Annotated in this window: 15 protein-coding genes and 1 tRNA gene; 6 read left to right on the top strand and 10 right to left on the bottom strand. The window is 39.3% G+C overall.

Annotated elements, in window-relative coordinates; all coding sequences use genetic code 11:
* Positions 1-5 precede the first annotated feature (5 nt).
* The 6 genes from BM156_RS08870 to gluP all read right to left on the bottom strand — a co-directional run bounded on the left by BM156_RS08870 (position 6) and on the right by gluP (position 12,789).
* Positions 6-3,443, bottom strand: coding sequence for a TonB-dependent receptor (locus tag BM156_RS08870; protein ID WP_093919502.1), 3,438 nt, complete (start codon positions 3,441-3,443; stop codon positions 6-8).
* Between the two features lie 109 nt (positions 3,444-3,552).
* On the bottom strand, positions 3,553-4,623 hold the full coding sequence (locus BM156_RS08865; protein ID WP_093919501.1) for a FecR family protein: 1,071 nt from the start codon (positions 4,621-4,623) through the stop codon (positions 3,553-3,555).
* 64 nt (positions 4,624-4,687) lie between these two features.
* Entirely contained in the window at positions 4,688-5,278 is a 591-nt protein-coding gene (locus BM156_RS08860; protein ID WP_139218244.1) for an RNA polymerase sigma factor, read from the bottom strand.
* Between the two features lie 107 nt (positions 5,279-5,385).
* The gene (locus tag BM156_RS08855; RefSeq protein ID WP_093919499.1) at positions 5,386-8,721 is read right to left on the bottom strand and encodes a glycoside hydrolase family 2 TIM barrel-domain containing protein; all 3,336 of its coding nucleotides are present in this window, start codon (positions 8,719-8,721) and stop codon (positions 5,386-5,388) included.
* A gap of 180 nt (positions 8,722-8,901) precedes the next feature.
* Entirely contained in the window at positions 8,902-11,187 is a 2,286-nt protein-coding gene (locus BM156_RS08850; protein WP_093919498.1) for a family 20 glycosylhydrolase, read from the bottom strand.
* Positions 11,188-11,574: 387 nt separating this feature from the next.
* Positions 11,575-12,789 carry a glucose/galactose MFS transporter gene (gene gluP, locus BM156_RS08845; RefSeq protein ID WP_212733467.1) on the bottom strand — a complete coding sequence of 405 codons (1,215 nt, stop codon included), beginning with the start codon at positions 12,787-12,789 and terminating at the stop codon, positions 11,575-11,577.
* A gap of 350 nt (positions 12,790-13,139) precedes the next feature.
* Between gluP and BM156_RS08840 the strand changes: the two genes are divergently transcribed.
* Together BM156_RS08840 and BM156_RS08835 are read left to right on the top strand one after the other, a co-directional pair.
* Positions 13,140-13,778 carry a carbohydrate-binding family 9-like protein gene (locus BM156_RS08840; protein ID WP_093919497.1) on the top strand — a complete coding sequence of 213 codons (639 nt, stop codon included), beginning with the start codon at positions 13,140-13,142 and terminating at the stop codon, positions 13,776-13,778.
* A 62-nt stretch (positions 13,779-13,840) separates the two neighbouring features.
* The gene (locus BM156_RS08835; RefSeq protein WP_093919496.1) at positions 13,841-14,926 is read left to right on the top strand and encodes a LacI family DNA-binding transcriptional regulator; all 1,086 of its coding nucleotides are present in this window, start codon (positions 13,841-13,843) and stop codon (positions 14,924-14,926) included.
* A 42-nt stretch (positions 14,927-14,968) separates the two neighbouring features.
* Here BM156_RS08835 and BM156_RS08830 read toward each other — a convergent pair whose 3' ends face one another.
* The 3 genes from BM156_RS08830 to BM156_RS08820 all read right to left on the bottom strand — a co-directional run bounded on the left by BM156_RS08830 (position 14,969) and on the right by BM156_RS08820 (position 16,835).
* A complete protein-coding gene (locus BM156_RS08830) occupies positions 14,969-15,532 on the bottom strand; it encodes a hypothetical protein (protein ID WP_093919495.1) in 564 nt (187 codons plus the stop codon).
* Entirely contained in the window at positions 15,516-16,526 is a 1,011-nt protein-coding gene (locus BM156_RS08825) for a hypothetical protein (RefSeq protein WP_139218243.1), read from the bottom strand. Before BM156_RS08825 ends, BM156_RS08830 begins: the two co-directional genes overlap by 17 nt.
* Positions 16,527-16,761: 235 nt before the next feature.
* Positions 16,762-16,835 (bottom strand) — tRNA-Pro (locus tag BM156_RS08820).
* 163 nt (positions 16,836-16,998) lie between these two features.
* Between BM156_RS08820 and BM156_RS08815 the strand changes: the two genes are divergently transcribed.
* The 4 genes from BM156_RS08815 to BM156_RS08800 all read left to right on the top strand — a co-directional run bounded on the left by BM156_RS08815 (position 16,999) and on the right by BM156_RS08800 (position 19,120).
* Positions 16,999-17,727: a peptidoglycan recognition protein family protein gene (locus tag BM156_RS08815; RefSeq protein WP_093919493.1), complete on the top strand. Its 729-nt coding sequence runs from the start codon at positions 16,999-17,001 to the stop codon at positions 17,725-17,727.
* On the top strand, positions 17,724-18,161 hold the full coding sequence (locus tag BM156_RS08810) for a hypothetical protein (RefSeq protein WP_093919492.1): 438 nt from the start codon (positions 17,724-17,726) through the stop codon (positions 18,159-18,161). Before BM156_RS08815 ends, BM156_RS08810 begins: the two co-directional genes overlap by 4 nt.
* Before the next feature lie 8 nt (positions 18,162-18,169).
* Positions 18,170-18,577: a hypothetical protein gene (locus BM156_RS08805; RefSeq protein ID WP_093919491.1), complete on the top strand. Its 408-nt coding sequence runs from the start codon at positions 18,170-18,172 to the stop codon at positions 18,575-18,577.
* 111 nt (positions 18,578-18,688) lie between these two features.
* Positions 18,689-19,120 (top strand): hypothetical protein, encoded by a 432-nt coding sequence (locus BM156_RS08800; RefSeq protein WP_093919490.1) that lies wholly within the window; start codon positions 18,689-18,691, stop codon positions 19,118-19,120.
* On the opposite strand, the gene BM156_RS08795 is transcribed toward BM156_RS08800, so the two are convergent.
* Positions 19,121-20,323 (bottom strand): NAD(P)-dependent oxidoreductase, encoded by a 1,203-nt coding sequence (locus BM156_RS08795; RefSeq protein ID WP_093919489.1) that lies wholly within the window; start codon positions 20,321-20,323, stop codon positions 19,121-19,123.
* Positions 20,324-20,325: the final 2 nt, after the last annotated feature.

Below are 20,325 nucleotides of genomic sequence, written 5' to 3'. Positions count from 1 at the left end.
TTTAATTAAAAGGTTAGTTGGAATCCAATGGCATAAGTCCTTAATATAGGATAGTCAGCCGATAATAGCTCGGGATCATATACATCAGGAAGTTTTGAAAAACTAAATAGATTATTTCCTGAAGCATAAACTCTGAGTTTACTGATTTCCAGCTTTTGCAATACCGATACCGGCAATGTATAACCAATAGTTACATTTTTAATTCGCATATACGCTGCATTTTGCAAAAATCTTGTTTGTGGTTGTATATTGGCACCTTTCGCTTTATAGGCCGGATATAAGGCATCTCTTCTATCGGGAGTCCATGAATTGTTATAAACTTCCCAGGTACCGGTACCGGATGCGATCTGTCCCCAGAATAGTTTGTTGCTAATCCAATAATCGCGCTTTGCAACCCCTTGTAGGAAAATATTCAAATCGAAATTCTTAAAAGCTAAGTTTGAATTTATACCAAAGCGGTACCGTGGTGTACTGTTTCCGATAATTTTCCTATCACCCGGATCATCAACCGTGCTTGATCCGTAACCAATTTTAGTATCATCTTCATCCAGGTTTTTATAACGAACATCACCCGGATACCAAATTCCAGAACTGATATCACTTTGGTCTGGTGCGACATCAATCTCTTCCTGCGACTGGAAAATTCCTTCCGTTTCAAATCCCCATATCTCCCCCATCATTTGTCCTTCGTAAAGGCCACTTAGCAGTTTGTTGGGGTTTCCTCCAAACTTTGTTATTTCAGTTTGATAATCAGACAAAACCAGTGAAACATTATACCTTAAACCATTACTAAGTTTATCGTTCCACTGTATGGTCATATCCCAACCTTTTGTGGTAAGCTCTCCCGAGTTTTTCGTAGGAGCTCCTGTGCCCACTACTGCAGGGAATTTATCGCCGGCAACAAGGATATCTCTCGTTTTTCGTTGATACCAGTCGAAATTGACAGCTAGTTTATCAAATACAGTTATATCGGCTCCAAAGTCGACAGTAGTGGCTGTTTCCCATGTCAGATCCGGGTCAACCAATCCGGGAGGAGTGACCCCCATTGGTCTCATTCCTCCAAACATATGTTTCACCTCTGCTATAGAACCATAAGAAGGGATATAAAGGTAATTCGACACATTTTGATTCCCCAGACTGCCGTAGGAAGCTCTTAGTTTTAAGTCATTAACAACTGGCTTCATAAATTCTGCAAATGGTTCACTCGAAACTCTCCACGCCCCGGAAAAAGAAGCAAAGAATTTAAATCGGCTGTCCTTTGGGAAACGGGAAGTCCCGTCATAACGGCCGTTTGATTCCAACAAATATTTCCCTTCATAATCGTATTTAATACGATAAAATCCGCCTCTCAGTGCCCACTCCGATGCTGCATCAGAGGCATATTCATTCCCAAGTGTTTGGCTGATGAAAGGAATATTTGGCGTAAGAATGTCCTCCCCTTTACCCATCAGGTAGTCGTATTCATACCACTCCTGGTTAAAACCAACCAACATATAGGCATTGTGCTTATCTACTGTAAAACTGTAGTCGGTAAACGCATTTAAAGTATACTGATTGGTGTGCGTGTAATACCTGGTAATCGAGCTAGGATCGGTATGTACAGTGGTAGGGGCATCCCATTTGAATTCAATTCGGGTTAATAACGGGATAGCTTGTTTCCGGTTATAATTATACGACTTATAGGAAGCTTCTCCTTTTATATTCCAGTTTTTCAGCGGGTTAATAGTAACAGATGACGATAATACTGTCGTTTCTTTTTTTGTCTGGTTACTTGAGCCGTAATCCATAAACGAAAGTATGTTATCTGTATACATCTCTCCTACGGGCGAATCCTCGGGAGTTTTAATTGGCATGTTAATATTCCTTTCCGGGTTCTGCGACATGGCAATCCACCATCCTCCTTTTCCGGCTGGTTTTACAGGCTCCTGGTAACTCCAGTTACTATACGAGGTTTTCAGATCCATACTTAGCCATGAATTCACTTCCGAATTCAGGTTTAACATCACATTGTAACGTTTACTTTTATCGGTATTTATTCTATAAATTCCATCTTGTTGCTGATACCCTATTGAACCGTAATATCCGGTTTTTGCAGTTCCTCCAGAAACACTAAGGTTGTGCTGCTGGGTTGGAGAGAAATCCTGCAGTGCTTCTCCGTAAACATCCGTATTCCCTACCCAAACGATATGACCTCCTGAATTCATATAATAGATTGGCTCGGTACCGGGATTATCCATGTAGGCCCTAACCTTATCGCGTTTAAGCAAAGCATCTGAACTTGGTGTTTTATTCTCCAACTCAACTGCTTTAATTCTTGCATATTCAATAGTATAGGCATCCAGCAAATCGGGAACTGCTGTAGGTGATTTCCATTGAAAAGAGTTGGAATAATTAAACCGTGTTTTACCCCCGTCACCACCTTTTTTAGTGGTAACCAGCATAACGCCATAAGCCGCACGCGCACCATAAATAGCTGCTGAAGCTGCATCTTTGAGTACCGATACGCTTTCTATATCTTCCGGATTTAACTGATTAAGATCCATTTCAACCCCGTCAACCAATACCAGAGGTTCTCCCAATTTAAATTCCAAATCATTGGAATTTGGTTTCTTTCCAAATGAAGTACCTCCCCTGATATTAAATTTAGGCGTTGTTCCCGGGCTTCCGTCTGAAACTGAAACGTTTAGATTTGGGATTACTCCTTGTAAGGCCTCACCAACACTGGTTACCGGTTTATTCTCAATATCTTCGGAAGAAATATGAGCAACCGCCCCGGTTAAGTTTATCTTTTTCTGAGTACCATAACCTACAGCAACAACCTCTTCAATGCCAATAGCATCTTCTGCCATTGTAACATTAAACCTCATTTGATTCCCGATTACAATTTCCTGGGTTCGCATTCCTACAAAAGAAAACACCAAAACTCCATCAGCAGGGACATTATCAATGGCATAATTACCTTCAAAATCTGAAATTGTGCCCCGTGTAGTTCCTTTTACAACAACTGTTACTCCAGGAAGCGACTGCCCGGATGAGTCAGTCACCTTCCCTGTAACCGTTCTATTTTGCTGTAGAACACTTTTAACAGACAATACTACCTGACGATCAATAATTTGATAGCCAACATTAGTGTCTTCAAAAAGTTGCGTTAACACGGTTTCTATTTTGGCATTTTTTACTTTTAGATTTGATTTGCGACTAACGTCAATCAAATCTCTATTGTATAAAAAAACATAATCACTCTGCTGCTCAATTTCATAAAGAGCGTCTTCAACGGATGTATTTTTCATATTTAAAGTAAGTTGCGTTCGTTGGGCATATCCCACAACGGCAAATGTTTGAAATACGAAAACCAGCAATAATACTGTAGTCAGTTTCATAATGCGTAAGGCTTTTCTGAGGTTTTTCCTTAAGGACAAACCATTCAATTCGTTTTTTTTCATAATTTAGTCGTGATTAATTCTTACAATTAATTAAAAATCAAATGATGGGATGCGGATAATGTTAGGGCATTATCTGCATTTCTTTTTTTACATAGGCTCTTTTTTATAATTACTTAATTGCATTTACTTTTACAATTCCTTTTATATAATCTCCCTCTTTATTGAAATACCCTTCTGTATATTCCATTTGTATGGGAGCTGTTAATTCCAATAAATGAAGTATTTTTTCAAAGTTCTCATTGGTGAAGGTGGCATCGTACTTAGCTTGACCTAAATACTGATCCTCCAGCTGGAATTCCACGTTGTACTGTCGCTCGAACACATTAAAAATTGCTTGCAAGGAACTCGCTCGAAATACAAACTGACCATCGCGCCAAGCCAGATAGGGTGCTAAATCTTTTTTCTCAATCCGAATTGATTTCTGTTCCCTGCTGAATGAGGAGACTTCTCCTGGCGTTAAATATTGTTCGGTGTTATTCACCTGCAGAGCCACACTTCCAGTCTCTAAAGCAACAGTAACAGTGGGCTCTTCGCGATATGAGTTCACATTAAAACGGGTTCCATAAACTTTTACTGAAGGGCCAAAATTCTCAACAATGAAAGGTTGTTTTCTTTTTTGCACTTCAAAAAAGGCTTCGCCTTCTAATTGTACCGTTCTTGAATTCGAATTAAAAACCGGAGAGTACGTTAAATAGCTATCGGCATTTAACCACGCTTTTGAACCATCTGGCAATTGGACGACTGTTCTGGTTCCCTTTGGCGAATACACGGTAACATCCTGTCCCGATTGGTTGGACGCCAATGTGGTATAAGCTGATTTCCAATGCTCTTGATTTAGAAAAAGCCAACCGGCAGCTAACAGCAAAGGAATAAAAAGGACCGCTGCAGCCCGAATTAAAATAGAAAGACTTCTGCCCTTTCTTTGACTTTGAGCCTTGCTCGTTTGATTAAATGTTTTTTGTCGGAGGTAGCTTATTTCCAGGTCAGAAATAGCCGATGAATTAAAAGATAAGGTTTTAACTAATTTGACAGCCTCATTAAATTCACCCTCATTTTTGAGATGACCTGCTTTCCATCTCATCCACTTTCCCTCGTCCTCTGGTTGCTTTCCTTTTGCCCAGCGAATAAAGCTGGTATCCGAAATCAACGCTTCAACTATCTGCTCATCAAATTTGCTCATTTTCTCACTCTTTGGTTATAAAGAGTAGAAATCGTGTTTTTATACTCAATTTTTTCAAGGAAAATTAACGTTTTCTAAAAATAGCGAATAGAAACACCTCTAAATCATGCACTTCACCATCTCTAAAAAGTGTTATTTTTTTTCGAATTTTTTCGAGAGCTCGAAACAGTAGATTCCGGACAGATTGAACATTCATTTCTAAAACCTTGCCAATTTCTGAGAATTCCATTTCATGTTTAAAGCGTAACAGAATTACTTCTCGTTGGCGATCGGTTAATTCATCGAGACACTTAATCAGCTGCTGGCTAACAGCAGCCCCACTCTCCTTATCAACAAGAAAGTCTTCTTCTGAAAAGACAAAACTTTCAATTGGCGTTTCTTCAATTGAATTGTTTTTACGGAGTTTTTCTACTCGCCGAAGAAGCTCTCGACGTAATGAAACAAATAGGTAAGCTTCAATATTCTGAATTTCTCTAGGCCTCTGCTTCTGATCACAAAGTTCGGTAAACAAGTCTTGAATTGTATCCTTTACCAATTCAGAAATTGGCACAAGTTTCATTCCGTAGAAATATAAATCACGGAATTGCTTTTCGAAAATGTCTCCCAAATAATCTGAATCTGAATGCCCCATCTGCTCCCTTTTTGCTGTAGACAAATATAAATATATTCTGAAATTAGCATTCGACTAACTACAATTGACAAAAAAAAGCTGATCATACCTTTCGTATGACCAGCTTCCTATCATGAGGTTATTTTATTCGCTTACAACTTTTTGCTTTCAGCATCGAAGCTTTTAGCCGTTCCATTTTTAAATGGTACCAGGAAGAAACTATAGTGATTAGTCTTCTGCCCACTTATAGTATACTCTTTTTGTGGACGAGCTCCCCAGCTGTTATCACCTCCAAGGCCACGTTGTCCTAGATCAATATTCAACTGAACCAAGTCGCGCTCTTTAATATCATTGATGTGCTTACTTCCGTTTACTTCCGGAATTCCGTCAATCCGGAACTCAGGCTCTACTTCGCTGTTTCCTTCATAATCGATCCCTGCAGTTGTATCGAAATCTTCGTTAAGCATATGTAGCGCGCTCATACCCAATCCACTTTTAGGTCCATCGGCAACAACCAACAAGCCACGTCCCTGATCGTTGCTAAGTGCCCACCAAGCAACATCAGTACGGTAGCCATTCTCCTGAGGACGCACGTAAGGTACGTACTGCTCGCGAACCGTTGATTGGTACAAATCAATGAAAGTAGAAGCTTTCCGGTCAACATAGTTTTCCCAAGGTCCACGACCAAAATAAGTCAACTGATTGTAGTCAGCTGGTAGTTGCATGCGCATTCCTACACGAGGAATATCAGCTTTATAATCGGTTGTATTTAGCGTGTTTGAAATTTTCACGACTCCTGTTCCGGCAATTTCATAAACACTTTCAAAGGTAGTATTCACTCCAGGAAGCTCATAAACAACAGTCATTTTAACTTGGTTGTCAGCTAGCTGATCAAGCTTCAGCTCTTTAACAGTCGAGAATAGCGATGCCTTTTTCCATTCCTGGTTTTTGAATTGCATCCGGTTTCCAAAGTCATTGTCAGTTGGAGCACGCCAGAAGTTTGGCTTAGGTCCTTTACCGTCCAACAACAGCTCGTTGCCATCCACTTTGTAAGAAATTAGACGGCCTTCCTTGCGGCTAAAAACCAAATTAAAACTATCGTTTGAAACAACAACCTGTCCTCTTTCGCTCTTAGCAGTAACTGCAGGACCATACTCTCTGGCAACAGGCTCTGCTTTATACAATTTTGCCAACTCAATTTGCTCATGTGCCACTTCAAAACCTGCTGGCAATAAGCCCCAAGCTTCTTTTAGCTGAGCTGACACATGCACAAAATAGCGTGTATTTGGCTTAATATTTATATCAGCAAACGAGACACGGATCATTTTACCGACATGAGGTTCAACGTCCACGTCATCAAAATCAACCGTTTTTAACACTTGCCCGTCAGCTTTAATCTCGGCTTTAATTACGAACTTATTCAGATTGGTAAAGTCGTACAAGTTTTCAAGATAAACGCGAGCTTCCTGATGACGGTTAATACCTTCAAATTTGAAATTGATAAACTCGTGTGCTTTTTTCACTTCGTAAAGCCCAGGTTGCGGTGAACGATCCGGGAAGACAATCCCGTTATTCAAGAAAGAATTATCGGTTGGCATATTTTCGCCATAATCGCCTCCATAAGCATAAAAGCGCTCTCCTTTTTCATTGGTCTTCCAGATAGATTGATCCACCCAGTCCCAAATAAAGCCACCTTGCAGATTATCGTACAATTCAATAACATCCCAGTAGTCCTGGAAGTTCCCCGTACTGTTTCCCATCGCGTGAGCATACTCACTTGGAATGTAAGGACGATCTGTTTTGTGCTTTCCAATGTATTCAAAGAATGAAGGAGAAGGATATTGAGGAACGATAATATCGGTATTCCAATCCATATCTAGAATGCTACCATCGTAGTCTTTGTAAGGACGCTCATACTGAACCGGACGTTTTTGTGTATCAGCCGCTTTCATTGCTTCGTATCCGGCGTAGAAGTTAACACCATTTCCGGCTTCATTTCCCATACTCCAGATAATAACCGAAGGATGGTTTTTATCACGCTCTACCAAACGTACCAAACGATCAACATGAGGATTTTCCCACTCTGGCTTTTTAGCTAACGAGTGTTTTCCATAGTACATTCCGTGTGATTCAATATTACCTTCGTCAACCACATAAATACCATGCTCATCGCACAATTCGTAAAAGCGCTCGCTGTGAGGATAGTGGCTTAAGCGTGCCGCATTAATGTTGTTTTCTTTCCACAAGCGAATGTCTTTCATAATTAGTTCTTCGCTTACAACATGGCCGGTTTCCGGATTGGTCTCTTGCGTATTTACTCCTTTTAAAGTTACGCGTTGCCCGTTAACCAACAGCAAGCCATTTTTGATCTCAACTTTGCGGAAACCAATTTTTGAAGCGATTGCTTCCTGGGTATTTCCTTTTTTATCTTGAAGAGAGATCAATAAGGTATAAAGATTAGGGTGTTCGTTACTCCACTTTTCTACCTGTTCAATCTCTTTCTCGCCCATTGAAATGGATTGCTCACCATTTCCGGCAACTTCAATTTCTTGACTTCCTTCCAGAATTGACGAGCCATTCGCATCTTGCAACTCATAGTTTACACGAACTGCCGTTGCTTTCTTTCCGTGGTTCTGCAGGTCTATATTCAGGTCTAAAATTCCATTTTCATAGCTGCCATCCAACACGGCATTTGTTTCAAAATCGCGCACGCGTACTGTTGGCTGGGCGTATAAGTAAACGCTGCGTTCGATTCCGCTAATACGCCAAAAGTCCTGGCATTCCAGGTACGAACCATCTGTCCAGCGGAAAATCTGCAATGCGATGGTGTTTTCACCTTTTTTTAAGTAAGGAGTTACATTGAACTCAGCAGGTAACTTACTTCCCTGCGAATAGCCCACATACTCTCCGTTTATCCACACAAAACCTCCGGACTTCATTGCTCCAATGTGCAGGAAAACTTCCTTTCCATTCCAATCTTTTGCGACAGTAAAGTTGCGACGGTATGAGCCTACAGGGTTGTAGTCATGAGGCACCTTTCCCGGATACTTGGGATATATATCATCAACAAACTCCATTTCAGCTGAAACAGGAGCTTTGTAATCCGAAAATTCGTATTGGTGGTTGACATAGATTGGCACACCGTATCCTTCAACTTCCCAGTTTGAAGGCACTTTGATGTTATCCCAGCTGTCAACATTTTGGGAAGGATCCATAAAGGTTAAAGGACGATCTTTAGGAGATCGTACCCAGTTGAATTTCCAAACTCCATCGAGATAATGCCGAGTACTGGCATCTGTTGCCTTTTGTGTTAAGGCTTCTTGTTTACTGGGGAATGAAACAAAGGAGGCATGGGCTCGTTCTTTGTTTTCACTAATAACATTGATGTTTTCAACGTACCCCCACACGTTTTTTACAGGATGTTTCTCTTGCGAGAAACCGGTTGAGCTTAGTCCAACCAGAGTAATCAGTAGTAGTAAGTATTTCATGTGTTAAATAATTAAAATATAAAGCAAAGTTCTATTTGCTTTAAGGATAAAACCATTGATACATTATTTGCAAATATGATATTTATTGTTCGATGCTAAAAACCTTGGACACTATTTTCAAAAAACAGTGCCCAAGGTAATAAGTAAAATTTGGTATCCGATTATTCGGCTACCAGAAAATTAATAGCTGTAATTATCAATTTTGATATCTGTGAATTTCTCGTCGCCTACTTTACGGTAGTTTATCCTAAAATGGTTCCAAGATTGAGGATAACCACCAATATTGTTATTCAGGTAAACAATTTTTACCGGGTGAGTGCCTTTTGCCAACGCAATCGTCTTATTATTTCTTGAGAAACGCTTCACTTCTTTATCGTTGTTAATCAATAGCTCATCACCAATAAAGAATTGATCAAAGTTGGTTTGCATCTCATAAATTCCATCTTCTGGAATGGTAATGTAACCTTCCAAAATTGCTCCTGTAGGATTAGCTTCTTTGTTAATCGTTGGAAGGCTCTTGCTAGTAACAACAATCTCTTTCCAGCTTTTTACATTATCCAAATCAGCTACAGCGATAAAGGTTCCTTCTGCATATTTACCTTTTAAGCCTGTACCAGTAATCTTTGCGTCAACTGCCGGCTTTAGAGTTTGTTTTTCAACCTGAATTGTTCTCACCTTACTCATCTTGCCGTGGTTCAATACGGTGCGAATTTTTACAGTTGTATTCTCTGTAAAAGTCAGAGGAGCCTCATAAACAGTTGAATTTGCATTCGGCTCAGTTCCATCAGTTGTATAAACCATTTTCACTGGACGAGTCGTTGAAAAATCTAAAGTAGCCTGATCTGTAAAGGCAACAACATTTACAGGACCTTCAGGAAGTGGAATATGATAGTTGATGTTGTGGTAGTCTAAACGCTCAAACTGAGGGTTCATACGAGTCAAAAAGTCTTCGTAGTTTTTATTTGCTGTCTCTGTCCAGCCCACTTCTGCTAAAGCGATAATCCGTGGATAAATACGGTACTCGAATAACTCAGGAGTGTACATATACTCAGACCAAACGTTTCCTTGGGTTCCCAAAACATGCTTAGCCATGTCTCCTTTTAGGTCCGCAGGAACCGGATTGTAACCATATGACTCTTCTAAAGTAGTGTAGCCACCAATAGCAACCGGTTCAAAGCGGCTGTCGCCTTGATAGTGGTCAAGGTAAACCCAGTTTCCTGGAGTCATCACTACATCGTGTCCCTGTTTGGCGGCTTCAATTCCACCTGCTTCTCCACGCCATGACATAACGGTTGCCGAAGGAGCCAATCCACCTTCCAGGATTTCATCCCAACCAATCATTTTTCTGCCATGAGCCAACAATACTTTTTCGATACGTTGTACAAAATAGCTTTGTAGTTCGTGCTCATCTTTTAAACCTTCTTTGCGCATTCTACGCTGACAATCGGGGCATTCTTCCCAACGTGTTTTTGGGCACTCGTCACCACCGATGTGGAAATACTCGTATGGGAAAAGAGGCACAACTTCATCAATCACATCTTCCAGGAAGTGGAATGTTTCTTCTTTTCCGGCACAATATACATCAGGCTCAACACCCCAAACATTGCGTACTTTGAATGGGCCTCCAGTACAAGAAAGCTCTGGGTAGCCAACTAATGCAGCCAAAGCATGTCCTGGCAATTCAATTTCAGGAACAACATTGATGAAACGCTCAGAAGCGTATGCCACAACTTCTTTGATTTCTTCCTGCGTGTAGTAACCACCGTACTCTGAACCATCACCTTCGGTGCGAACACCACCAAGTTCGGTTAGTTTTGGATACTTTTTGATTTCGATGCGCCATCCTTGGTCTTCAGTTAAGTGCCAGTGGAAAGTGTTCATTTTAAACATGGCCATCACATCCAGTTGTTTTTTAATAAAATCAACAGGAACAAAATGACGACAAACATCTAAGTGCATTCCGCGCCACACAAAACGAGGAGCATCTTTTATTGTAACACAAGCCATTGTCCAGTCAACATCACTCACCTGAGTGGTCCTTTCAATTTCAGCAGGTAACAATTGTAACATGGTGATCAATCCATAAAAAGCCCCACGTTCAGTTGCTGCTTTAATGGTCACCCCTTCTTTCGCAACTTCAAGCTCATAAGCCTCATCGCCCATGCTTCCTTTAGCCAACTCAACTGCGATGAAGTTTTTAGCAGGCTTTTGCTGAGCCACTGTCAATTCAAAACCAGCAGCCTGCTTAAAGCGCATGTTTACCAGGCCGGCAGTCGAATTTAACGCCTTGTTTTCAGGAATTACAAAAGTCGTTTTAGCATTAACTGTGAATGTCCCCTCTGCCTTAACTAGCTTATTTGGCTGAGGAACAACAGCTACTTGCGGAACTTCCTTTTTTCCTGTGCTACAAGCCGCCAAGACCATCGCAGACACCAGTATAAAAAAGTTGATTTTTAATTTTTTCATTTCGAAACTGATTTAATTTATTAAGTGTGTATCTAATCATACTATTCAAAAAAGGCCTCTGCTACTTGAGACTTTTCCATTATGCTATTTCAGGGGTTATTATTGGCTAAGCTGTCCCCAGGATCATACAACGACAAATATATTAAAACTCATGTGTTCGAACACATAATTTTCGCAAAAAGCGTAGTTCAAATCGTAGGTTAATTCAAGATAAAAAGTGATTTAGCAAAGGGATCAGGCAGCGGGACCATTTTCTATCTTTTATTAGGAACAAAAAGGAAAGCGCATAGCGCTCGACTTGTCCGAATCTTCTTCAACGTTATAAAAAATTACCAAACAAAAAAGGCCGCTAGTTAGCGACCTTCTCTCAGTATTTTTTGTAATCAATTAACTTCTGATTTTGTGTCCTGAAACTCCATAGTAAAGGATGTACACGAAACAAGGAATACAAATCATATAAGCGTTTTGTGCTCCAAAAGAGTCTTTCAACAATGCAAAAGCAGTTGGAATTATAGCACCACCAACAATTGCAATTACCATTAAGGATGAACCTGCTTTGGTAAACTTACCCAAGTCAGTCATTGCAAGCGGCCACAATGCTGGCCACATCAAAGAACATCCCAAAGCCATAAAGGCAATAAAGTAAATTGAATATTGCTCAGGAACCGCTACCGTCATTACCGAGCCAAATAAAGCCAGGTAAGCACAGATACGCAGGGCTTGATCTTGCGTAATAAATTTGGGAATAAACAGAACTCCACAGATGTAACCGATAACCATTCCAATTGGAGCAATCCAAGCATAGTACTCCGCATTTGCCAAACCTAAGCTGGTTGCATAATCAACCAAAGTTCCCAACGAAATTGTTTCGACACCGACGTATAAGAACAAAGCCAACACGCCTAGTAGCAAGTGAGGAAATTGCCAGATTGATGTTTTGTTTGCAGCATAAGGACAATCATCGACACTATCTTCATCTTCACCGGCTGCCTTAACTTCAGGAAGAGGAGCTAAAAGCGCAATAACTCCCAGCAATAAGAACACACCAATAATAATCATAAATGGCAGGTTGATATCAACTAACTGCACATCTTCGACGTTTTTACCAATAACTAAAGCCAAGAACAGAGGAGCAATAGGCCACGCCAATTTATTGGCAATTCCCATAATACTCATCCGTTTAGCCGCACTTTCAATCGGTCCCAAAATCGTGATATATGGGTTAACAGATGCTTGAAGGAAAGTATTTCCCATACCGCTAATGAAAGAAGCAATTAAAAACAGAACAAGACTTTCATTTTTAGCCGATGGAATAAACAAATAAAAACCTAGAGCAAACATCAAAAACGAAAGCGCCATGGTTTTTTTATAGCCAATTTTCCCAATTACCAATGAAGCTGGATATCCAAATAGTAAAAATGCAGAGAAAGTTGCAGCTAATACAAGGTAAGATTCAGTAGAAGAAATGCCTAAAGAAGAATTCAACAATGGAATCAGGTAACTATTGATTCCTAAAGCAAATCCGATGGCAAAGAACATCACTCCAATAATAATGATAGGGATTAGATAATTTTTCCCATCATTGCCTGATTTGTTAGTCATAGTCAAAATTTTAGATTTATATGTGGTTACTAGTTTTGCAAAACCGCAAAGATATATTTTTACAATGAACTTTTCGTTCTATTTCCACACATATTGTACGAACACGCAATTATCTCTAAAAGTCACAAATAGAGACAATGCCATACATATCAGAAGGTTAACGAGAGACTCCTTTTTAAACAAATGACAACTATTCTAACCAAAACTCTTATTATCAAAAAGATACCTTTGTACTTCTTTTTCACAGAAGGAACACACTTTTTCCAAAGAATAAGTAACATTTCTCTACTTCGAACAATAAAGCTATCTTAGACAAATTTTAGTACACAAGAACAATTAATTTTAGACCAATGAAATTAGAAATTCCACGCCTGGAAGCACCAATATCAGGCCCAGAAGCAATTGCTCAAGTTTTAAAAGAACAAGCAGCTACCCCACTAGCCTTTGCTCCTTGGGGAAAACCAGATACAATACATGATGTCAATTTTAAGATCGCTCATAACGATGCGTATATTTTTCTTCATTACACCGTCCGCGAAGATGAAATATTAGCGCGTTACAGCCGCCACAATGAGCCGGTTTACACGGATAGCTGTGTTGAATTCTTCATTATTTTTGATGGAGAAGAAAACTATTACAACTTCGAGTTTAACAGCCTGGGAACTTGCCTGTCAGCTAATGGACCAGATCGTGAGAAAAGAGCATCTCAGAGCGTAGAGCAACTCAGCAAGATAAAAACACAAACTAAAATTCAACGTCTCAATGGACAAGAATCTCCTCGCTTTGAGTGGCAGCTAAGTATACAGCTTCCAATTGAACTTTTCGGAAACAGTCAGCTGAGTAAATTGTCGGGAAAAAATGCGCGGGCAAACTTCTACAAATGTGGCGACGACCTAAGCAAACCCCATTTCTTAAGCTGGAATAACATTGAGACACCACAGCCTGATTTTCATCAGCCACCTTATTTTGGAGAAGTAGTCTTTTTATAATTTGGACTCAAATACAAAAAGAAGTTTCATAAATTTCCCTAGCCTTATTTGACTCAAAAATCATGGAGCAAAAAAGACCCAGAAGGAACGTTGTTCGAATTAAAGATATTGCTAAAAAGGCCAATGTATCAACCGGAACCGTCGACCGCGTATTACACAACCGTGGACGGGTTTCGGATGAAGTGAAACAACGTGTCCAAACCATTGCGAAAGAACTCAACTATGAACCCAATATGTTGGCGCGAGCTTTGGTTTCCCAAAAAGAGTTCAATATTGCAGCTTTAATTCCAGATGCAGCTTTGGACGAATTCTGGGATGGTCCAATCCGTGGTATTGCAAAAGCAGAATCAGAACTGGCTCAATATGGGGTAACGGTCACCTATCATATTTTCAATCAGTTCGAAGTGGAGTCATTTAAAAAAGAAGCTAAGGTCGTTACGGAAGGAAATTACGATGGTATACTGGTGGCTCCTGTTTTTTATCGGGAGTCACTTGCTTATTTAAATGAATGGAAAAGGCAGGATATTCCCTTTAACCTTTTTAACACACACATTCCCAATTACGATCCACTATCATATATCGGGCAGGATTCTTATCAAAGTGGCGTGGTTGCAGCCAAGTTGCTGCATTATGGATTTACTGGAACAGAGCCGGTGAGCTTTGTTGTGGCACACATTGATGAAGATGTTCCAAACTCCTCCCACCTGATCCGGAAAGAGCAAGGGTTTATGGATTATTTTAAGGAGCAGGAAGATAAATTCAACCTGATGCGGCTGGAACTTCAAAACAGCTCGGACAAAGCTGCTTTCTACAAAAAACTGGATCAACTTTTAATTGATGTTCCTTCAATTATTGGCTTTTTTGTAACCAACTCTAAAGCCTATACCATTGCCGAATACCTCAAAAAACGAAAAGACAAGAAACTTCGGTTGGTGGGCTACGATTTACTTCAGAAAAACCTGACTTTCCTAAATGAGGGAGTTATCAATTTCTTGATCAACCAAAACCCTAAAGGACAAGGTTACTTTGGCATTCACTTTCTGATTGACCATTTACTTTTTAAGAAGAAAGTTCAGCCAATAAAGTATCTCCCACTGGATATTATCACTAAAGAAAACCTACACTATTATGTAGAATCTGAGATTTAATTTTGAGATTCATTTATTTCAGCTAAAAAGAAACAAAAATACTCAATCGATTTCTTCTAAAAAGACGTCGTACATATCAGAAACAATATCTATAATCAATAATATGAACTGAATGGAAAAGTAATAAATAAAGAAGCTGATAATATGCAGCTTGTATGTAGATACAAAACTAATGTATTTTCCCAATCCAAAATTTAAATTCAAAAAAGCAGAAAAGACAATAACTAATAAAGAAATTAATATCGTGTATGAAATTTTGGTGATCAAATGCTTTGAAAAACGCAAATATTTTTTCAAGTAATAGAATTCACTTAAAACTTCTTCGTTCTTAGTTTCCTTGATCTTTTTCGCTTTATCTACAATTACAATGATCAAGCTAAACAATAGCCCTGCAAATATTGAACAAGTGGTTAATATACTTCCAATTAGAGATGAGCTTGAATCAAGTATGTTATCTGTAAAAATCAAAAAAATAGCTACTAATCCAGGAAACAGATCAAATACAAATATCTTTACGATTTTTTTAATAGTTGAAACATCCCCAGTATCTTCAGTATAGAGTGCTTTATGGGCTTCTTTTAATATCTGTTTAACCTTGATATTCATCTACCGTCGCGTATTTTTCTTCGAGTAAAAGCATCTGAAGTTGCTGATTACAAAATACAAAAACTTTATCCAGATCAGGGTATTCAGAGCCCTTTTTCTTTACACTTTCAGGAAGTACAATTGTAGGCCGAATATTCAATAAATCTGATAGTTTTGCCTGAGTAGAAGTATTAGTAATAGGATCTCTGTATCTAACATTTGCTATATAATCGTTGGGATCCGTTATTCCTAACTCTGATAAATCGATAAAAAAGGGATTCCCCCTTTTACTCATTTTGAAATGCTTCTGAAACCATGAAAAAGGCATTGAAATTCCAGAAACACTAAGCTTAAACTTTGCTTTTTCTGATTCATGCAGAGCCTGATTGAATCTTTTTCTATCTGCTGGACTTGTTCTGTCTTTTATTATATCCATCCCTATTATGACGCTCTCTTCCATAAACATCTCCTTGATTGGTTTAGGGACTTTCGGCTCCTTACCCCTCATAATATACCCGTACTTTCCTAAGAATTCATGTAGATGTTCAAAAAAAGGCCCAGCTATCCCCCTGTTAACTTCACTGTAGCTTTGCAGCATGATATAAGCATAATTCGTATCAGCAGGAATCCAAAAATGAAAATAGTAATCTAAATTAACTACGTCATCCACTCCAACATCCGTTGAATCTCTTTTATAGTCAGAGTTTGGTTTAATGTACTGTTCTATGCCAGTCGGGCCTCCTTGAAGAAAACCATAAATTAAGTTTTGATTGCTTTTAGTGTAAATCTTTTCTACTATAGGTGCAAATGATTTTGTTCTTTTCCTATTCTTAGCAAACCTGCCATTGAAAGACTCGATATACCCTTTGGCAAAAGCAATATAAGGATCACCACTTTCGGTACCATTTATTGCTTTAATTCTATTAAGTAACATTTCATTCGGTACATCTTTTTGTTTTGTCATCGAAGGCTTTAGGAGAACCTTCCAGATATGAAGTTTTAACGTATGTGCCATTAAAAAATATTTAATTGAATTCAAAACTACAAGTTTCAAATGAAACATATGTTTTATTCTCAATAAAATATCCACTACAACAGAAATGTTCTTTGACATATCCTTAATTAGATATCCAAACGCAGATCAGTTTCAAATTCACATCCCAAAACAACCAAATTAGAAAATAGAGTCTGTCTGTATTGATAAAAAAATGACAATCCGCTTTCAATAAGCAAATTGTCATCAGAGAATGTCGGGATGACTGGATTCGAACCAGCGACCCCTTCGTCCCGAACGAAGTACGCTACCAGACTGCGCTACATCCCGATTTTGAGCGGAACAAATGTACAACTTTCGTCACAAATGTTCGAAAAATTCAAAGGATTTCTTGTCGCTTACAAGAAAAAACTCCCTACTAAAAAAATTAGACAGTTGAATTTTTTAGTTCAATTTAGTAATTTGTATAGCAATTCACTTAACCCTCAAGCTTATGCAAATTAAAAATCTCATTAAAGAACTTCCCTGGCATTCTTCTCGAGTATGGAAAAAGCGGGACCTTCGCCAGATCAATAAAATCATTATTCATCAGGAACTGGGTGAAAGTTCAATCGAAAATGTAAATACTTATCACATTTCGGTTAGCCCCCAAAATCACATCACGCCTAAGGGATGCCCGCACCTGTGTTATCACTATGCTATTCGAAAAGATGGTGAAATTATCCAAGCCAACGAGCTATCCGATATTGTTTGGCATTGCAAAGGTCAAAATACCAGTGGAATTGGAATTATGCTACAAGGAAACTTCTCTGGTCCGGGATATGATATGGGCACCAGTGAACCAACCTTAGAGCAAATAAAATCAACCAATGATCTCGTAGACTTTCTGCTTGAAAGTCTCCAGCTAAACTCTAGCGATATTTTCGGACACTATCATTTCGGGAAACCGGCCTGCCCAGGCTTTGTCATGCAAGAGTGGGTTGAAAACAAGCGTGGGCATCTAAGTGCACAAGAAAACCCTGAAAACATTGAAAAGACAATCCCTGAAATTCAGTCTCGTCTTAATGAACTGGGTTATAACTGTGGAAAAGCAGATGGCATTATCGGAACAAGAACCCAATCTGCAATTCGTCGATTTCAAACCGACAATCAACTTATCGCAGACGGCATTGTTGGCCCTCAAACCTGGTCTAAACTGTTAAAATTAACCCTAAAGTCATGAATAAAAAAAGCAATATCAACCAAGAAGAATTCTACACCATCATTCAAAAGGAATTTTGGTTGAAATGGTTCTCCAAACTCATGTTTACGCTCATTTCCGTCAAGTTATGGGGATTAATTGCAGGAACCTGGGTCTCCACCTACCTGTTAATCTGTCATAAAATGGTTGAAGTTGGCGGTCAAACCTACGAATTAGGAATCAATGGAGCACAATGGGTAACCTTCAATACAACCATTTGGGGATTAATATTTGGTATGAAAGAAATCTTCCGGGTGATGGATCAGAAAGACCGCAACGATGAGAAAATCATCAAGGAAGATAATAAAACACGCGAGGAACTGGCTAAAATTACAGCTAGCACAATGCAATCAAATGCCACTCAATCCAATTATACCGCCGAAGGTAAGGAAGTTGTAGGCGATGAACCCAATTAAACAGCACTATGGAAAAGAATATCAAAGTTATCATTATTGGGGTGGTCATTTTAGCGGTTATTGGCTCGCTGATTTTCGTCAGCTTCAAAATTGAAGGCCCCGGGACATTAATAGGTGGCCTTGCAGTTTTATGGGCAGGAATGAAATCTAAAATATTTGGAAAGAAAACAACCGAAGAAAAGATTGAGCAAATAAAAGCCGACCATAACCTAAAACGCGAAGAATGGGAAACAGCCCGGCAAGAATATGATGCCAAATTCCGCTTGTTACAAGCAAAAATGCAATACATTGACTATAAATCGGCTTTACTCTCCGAAAAAATCAACCATTTGGATGACTACCAAAAGCAAAAGTTGGAAGAAATCGACCAAGCGAATAGCGATCAACTTCTGGAAATGCTAAATGAAAGGCCTTAACTCTTCTTTCAATTTAAAGACAAAAGTAGTCGTCTAATTAGCTGTCCCTCTGCTGAAGCAGAAATAAGCTTCTATACAAACTTTCTATTATTGATTTTAATTTCCAATACGATGAAACAAATTCTTATTCTAAGCTTTGTCCTTTTAACAGGCTGGTCTGCTATGGCACAAAGTAGCAAAGTCAATCCCGGACAAACGTATACCAACAATACAAGTGATACAGTTTATGTGATTCCTTCCCAAAAGGTTAAATCACTTCTTAAGAGTGCTGTTGCCAACGAAATAAACGAGCAAAAACTCGGGCTTTACCAGCAAAAAATTAGCTTGTTTGAAGAGCGAACAGCACTTGCTGACAGTGCCATTACCATCAAAAAACTGGAAGCTAATTATTGGCATGATCAGCTCCTTCAAAACGATCTAAAACTGGAAAACCAGCAGATAGAAAACCTAAAGTTGGTTGATGAGAAGAACCGTATTCGACAATCCCGCGTGTACTATTTGGTTGCTGGTCTCGTTGCAGGAGCAGTTATTGTATCCCTTTAGTTAATCATTCAAGAAGCTTTCCAGGTAACTGTAGCATGAAGTTAATTTTCCTTTGTCTAAAATGGTTGCTCGTTCAATTATTTGATGGTGATCGACACCAAAAAGCGAGGGAAATACCTCATAATATAAATCTCTGGCAAAAGTGCGAGAGGCATCGAACGGTAAAGCTGCCGGCAGGTTATCTACTGCAACTACCGTAACATGTTCTTTGGATGAAAAGGCTTCTTTTTCAGAACAACTTTCAGGCTCAACATCATAAAAAGGAGCTTCAATTTCGGTTGTTCGAAGGGTTGTTGGAATTGGGCCTGGCACATCGCAACTAATATCTGAAATCAATGAAATAGAAAAGTCTGAAGCAAGTAAATCCTGCTTGGTGAAAAAATCAGGCGATTGTTGATTCCAAAAATGGCAAGGAATAAATACGTCTGCGGATTTAGTATATGGCAAAAAGCTGGAATGATACAACTGTGGATGCTCGTAAAAATGGAGATTGCTGTATGCTTGTCCGTCCGTCCGCTCAACGTAGTCCTCTGGATCCAAACGGGTAAATACCGGATGATCATAATCCCTCAATAAGAAATCATGAGGAAGCACTTCTGGAATACCCAAATGTTTAATAATCTCTAAAGCGCCTGAAGCCACTCTCCCACCCCCGGTAATCAAAAATTTTAACGGAGGTAGTGGAATTGCTTTTAACTGACGGTGCAAATCATTCAAATCTGTGCATTCCTCTGGCCCAGGTATTTCCATATCACAAAAACGTTTAGCCACTCCTAGTAGTGCATAATAGGCACCAACCACGCCCGCCCAAAAACCAAAGGCTACCAAACGATCATTGTGTTTGTCAACTAAATATTCGTAATCAATTAAGGTAATTTTCTTTTGAGCCATCAACCGAAAAAACTCCTGATTGTGTGATTGTTCTTTCGCAACATGAGCAAACATCAGGTAGGTTTTCCCCTCAATAAGCGCCTCGTTTGCGACCTCTTTAACACCAATCAACAGATCACAATCTGAAATATCTTCTACAACAGGAATGCCTAATTGAGCATATTCTTCATCTTTATGAACTCGTAACGAACTGGGTTGAACGACAATATCAATGGTAGGATAATTCTGCTTAATCCACGCTGCTGTTTCCGGGGTGATAGCTACTCTACGATCTTTCCATCGCCGGGTCTCTCTCAAAATGCCAATCTTCATAA

Origin of the sequence: Sunxiuqinia elliptica, from assembly GCF_900113005.1 — a bacterium.
GTDB classification, from domain to species: Bacteria; Bacteroidota; Bacteroidia; order Bacteroidales; family Prolixibacteraceae; genus Sunxiuqinia; species Sunxiuqinia elliptica.
The sequence above is the reverse complement of the archived record's forward strand: the minus strand, read 5'-3'. Positions and strand labels throughout refer to the sequence as shown.

Excerpts from the sequence above, each read along its gene's own strand:
- BM156_RS08870 (WP_093919502.1), bottom strand. The coding sequence starts at position 3,443 with ATGAAAAAAAACGAATTGAATGGTTTGTCCTTAAGGAAAAACCTCAGA.
- BM156_RS08865 (WP_093919501.1), bottom strand. The coding sequence starts at position 4,623 with ATGAGCAAATTTGATGAGCAGATAGTTGAAGCGTTGATTTCGGATACC.
- BM156_RS08855 (WP_093919499.1), bottom strand. The coding sequence starts at position 8,721 with ATGAAATACTTACTACTACTGATTACTCTGGTTGGACTAAGCTCAACC.
- BM156_RS08850 (WP_093919498.1), bottom strand. The coding sequence starts at position 11,187 with ATGAAAAAATTAAAAATCAACTTTTTTATACTGGTGTCTGCGATGGTC.
- gluP (WP_212733467.1), bottom strand. The coding sequence starts at position 12,789 with ATGACTAACAAATCAGGCAATGATGGGAAAAATTATCTAATCCCTATC.
- BM156_RS08840 (WP_093919497.1), top strand. The coding sequence starts at position 13,140 with ATGAAATTAGAAATTCCACGCCTGGAAGCACCAATATCAGGCCCAGAA.
- BM156_RS08835 (WP_093919496.1), top strand. The coding sequence starts at position 13,841 with ATGGAGCAAAAAAGACCCAGAAGGAACGTTGTTCGAATTAAAGATATT.
- BM156_RS08830 (WP_093919495.1), bottom strand. The coding sequence starts at position 15,532 with ATGAATATCAAGGTTAAACAGATATTAAAAGAAGCCCATAAAGCACTC.
- BM156_RS08825 (WP_139218243.1), bottom strand. The coding sequence starts at position 16,526 with ATGGCACATACGTTAAAACTTCATATCTGGAAGGTTCTCCTAAAGCCT.
- BM156_RS08815 (WP_093919493.1), top strand. The coding sequence starts at position 16,999 with ATGCAAATTAAAAATCTCATTAAAGAACTTCCCTGGCATTCTTCTCGA.
- BM156_RS08810 (WP_093919492.1), top strand. The coding sequence starts at position 17,724 with ATGAATAAAAAAAGCAATATCAACCAAGAAGAATTCTACACCATCATT.
- BM156_RS08805 (WP_093919491.1), top strand. The coding sequence starts at position 18,170 with ATGGAAAAGAATATCAAAGTTATCATTATTGGGGTGGTCATTTTAGCG.
- BM156_RS08800 (WP_093919490.1), top strand. The coding sequence starts at position 18,689 with ATGAAACAAATTCTTATTCTAAGCTTTGTCCTTTTAACAGGCTGGTCT.
- BM156_RS08795 (WP_093919489.1), bottom strand. The coding sequence starts at position 20,323 with ATGAAGATTGGCATTTTGAGAGAGACCCGGCGATGGAAAGATCGTAGA.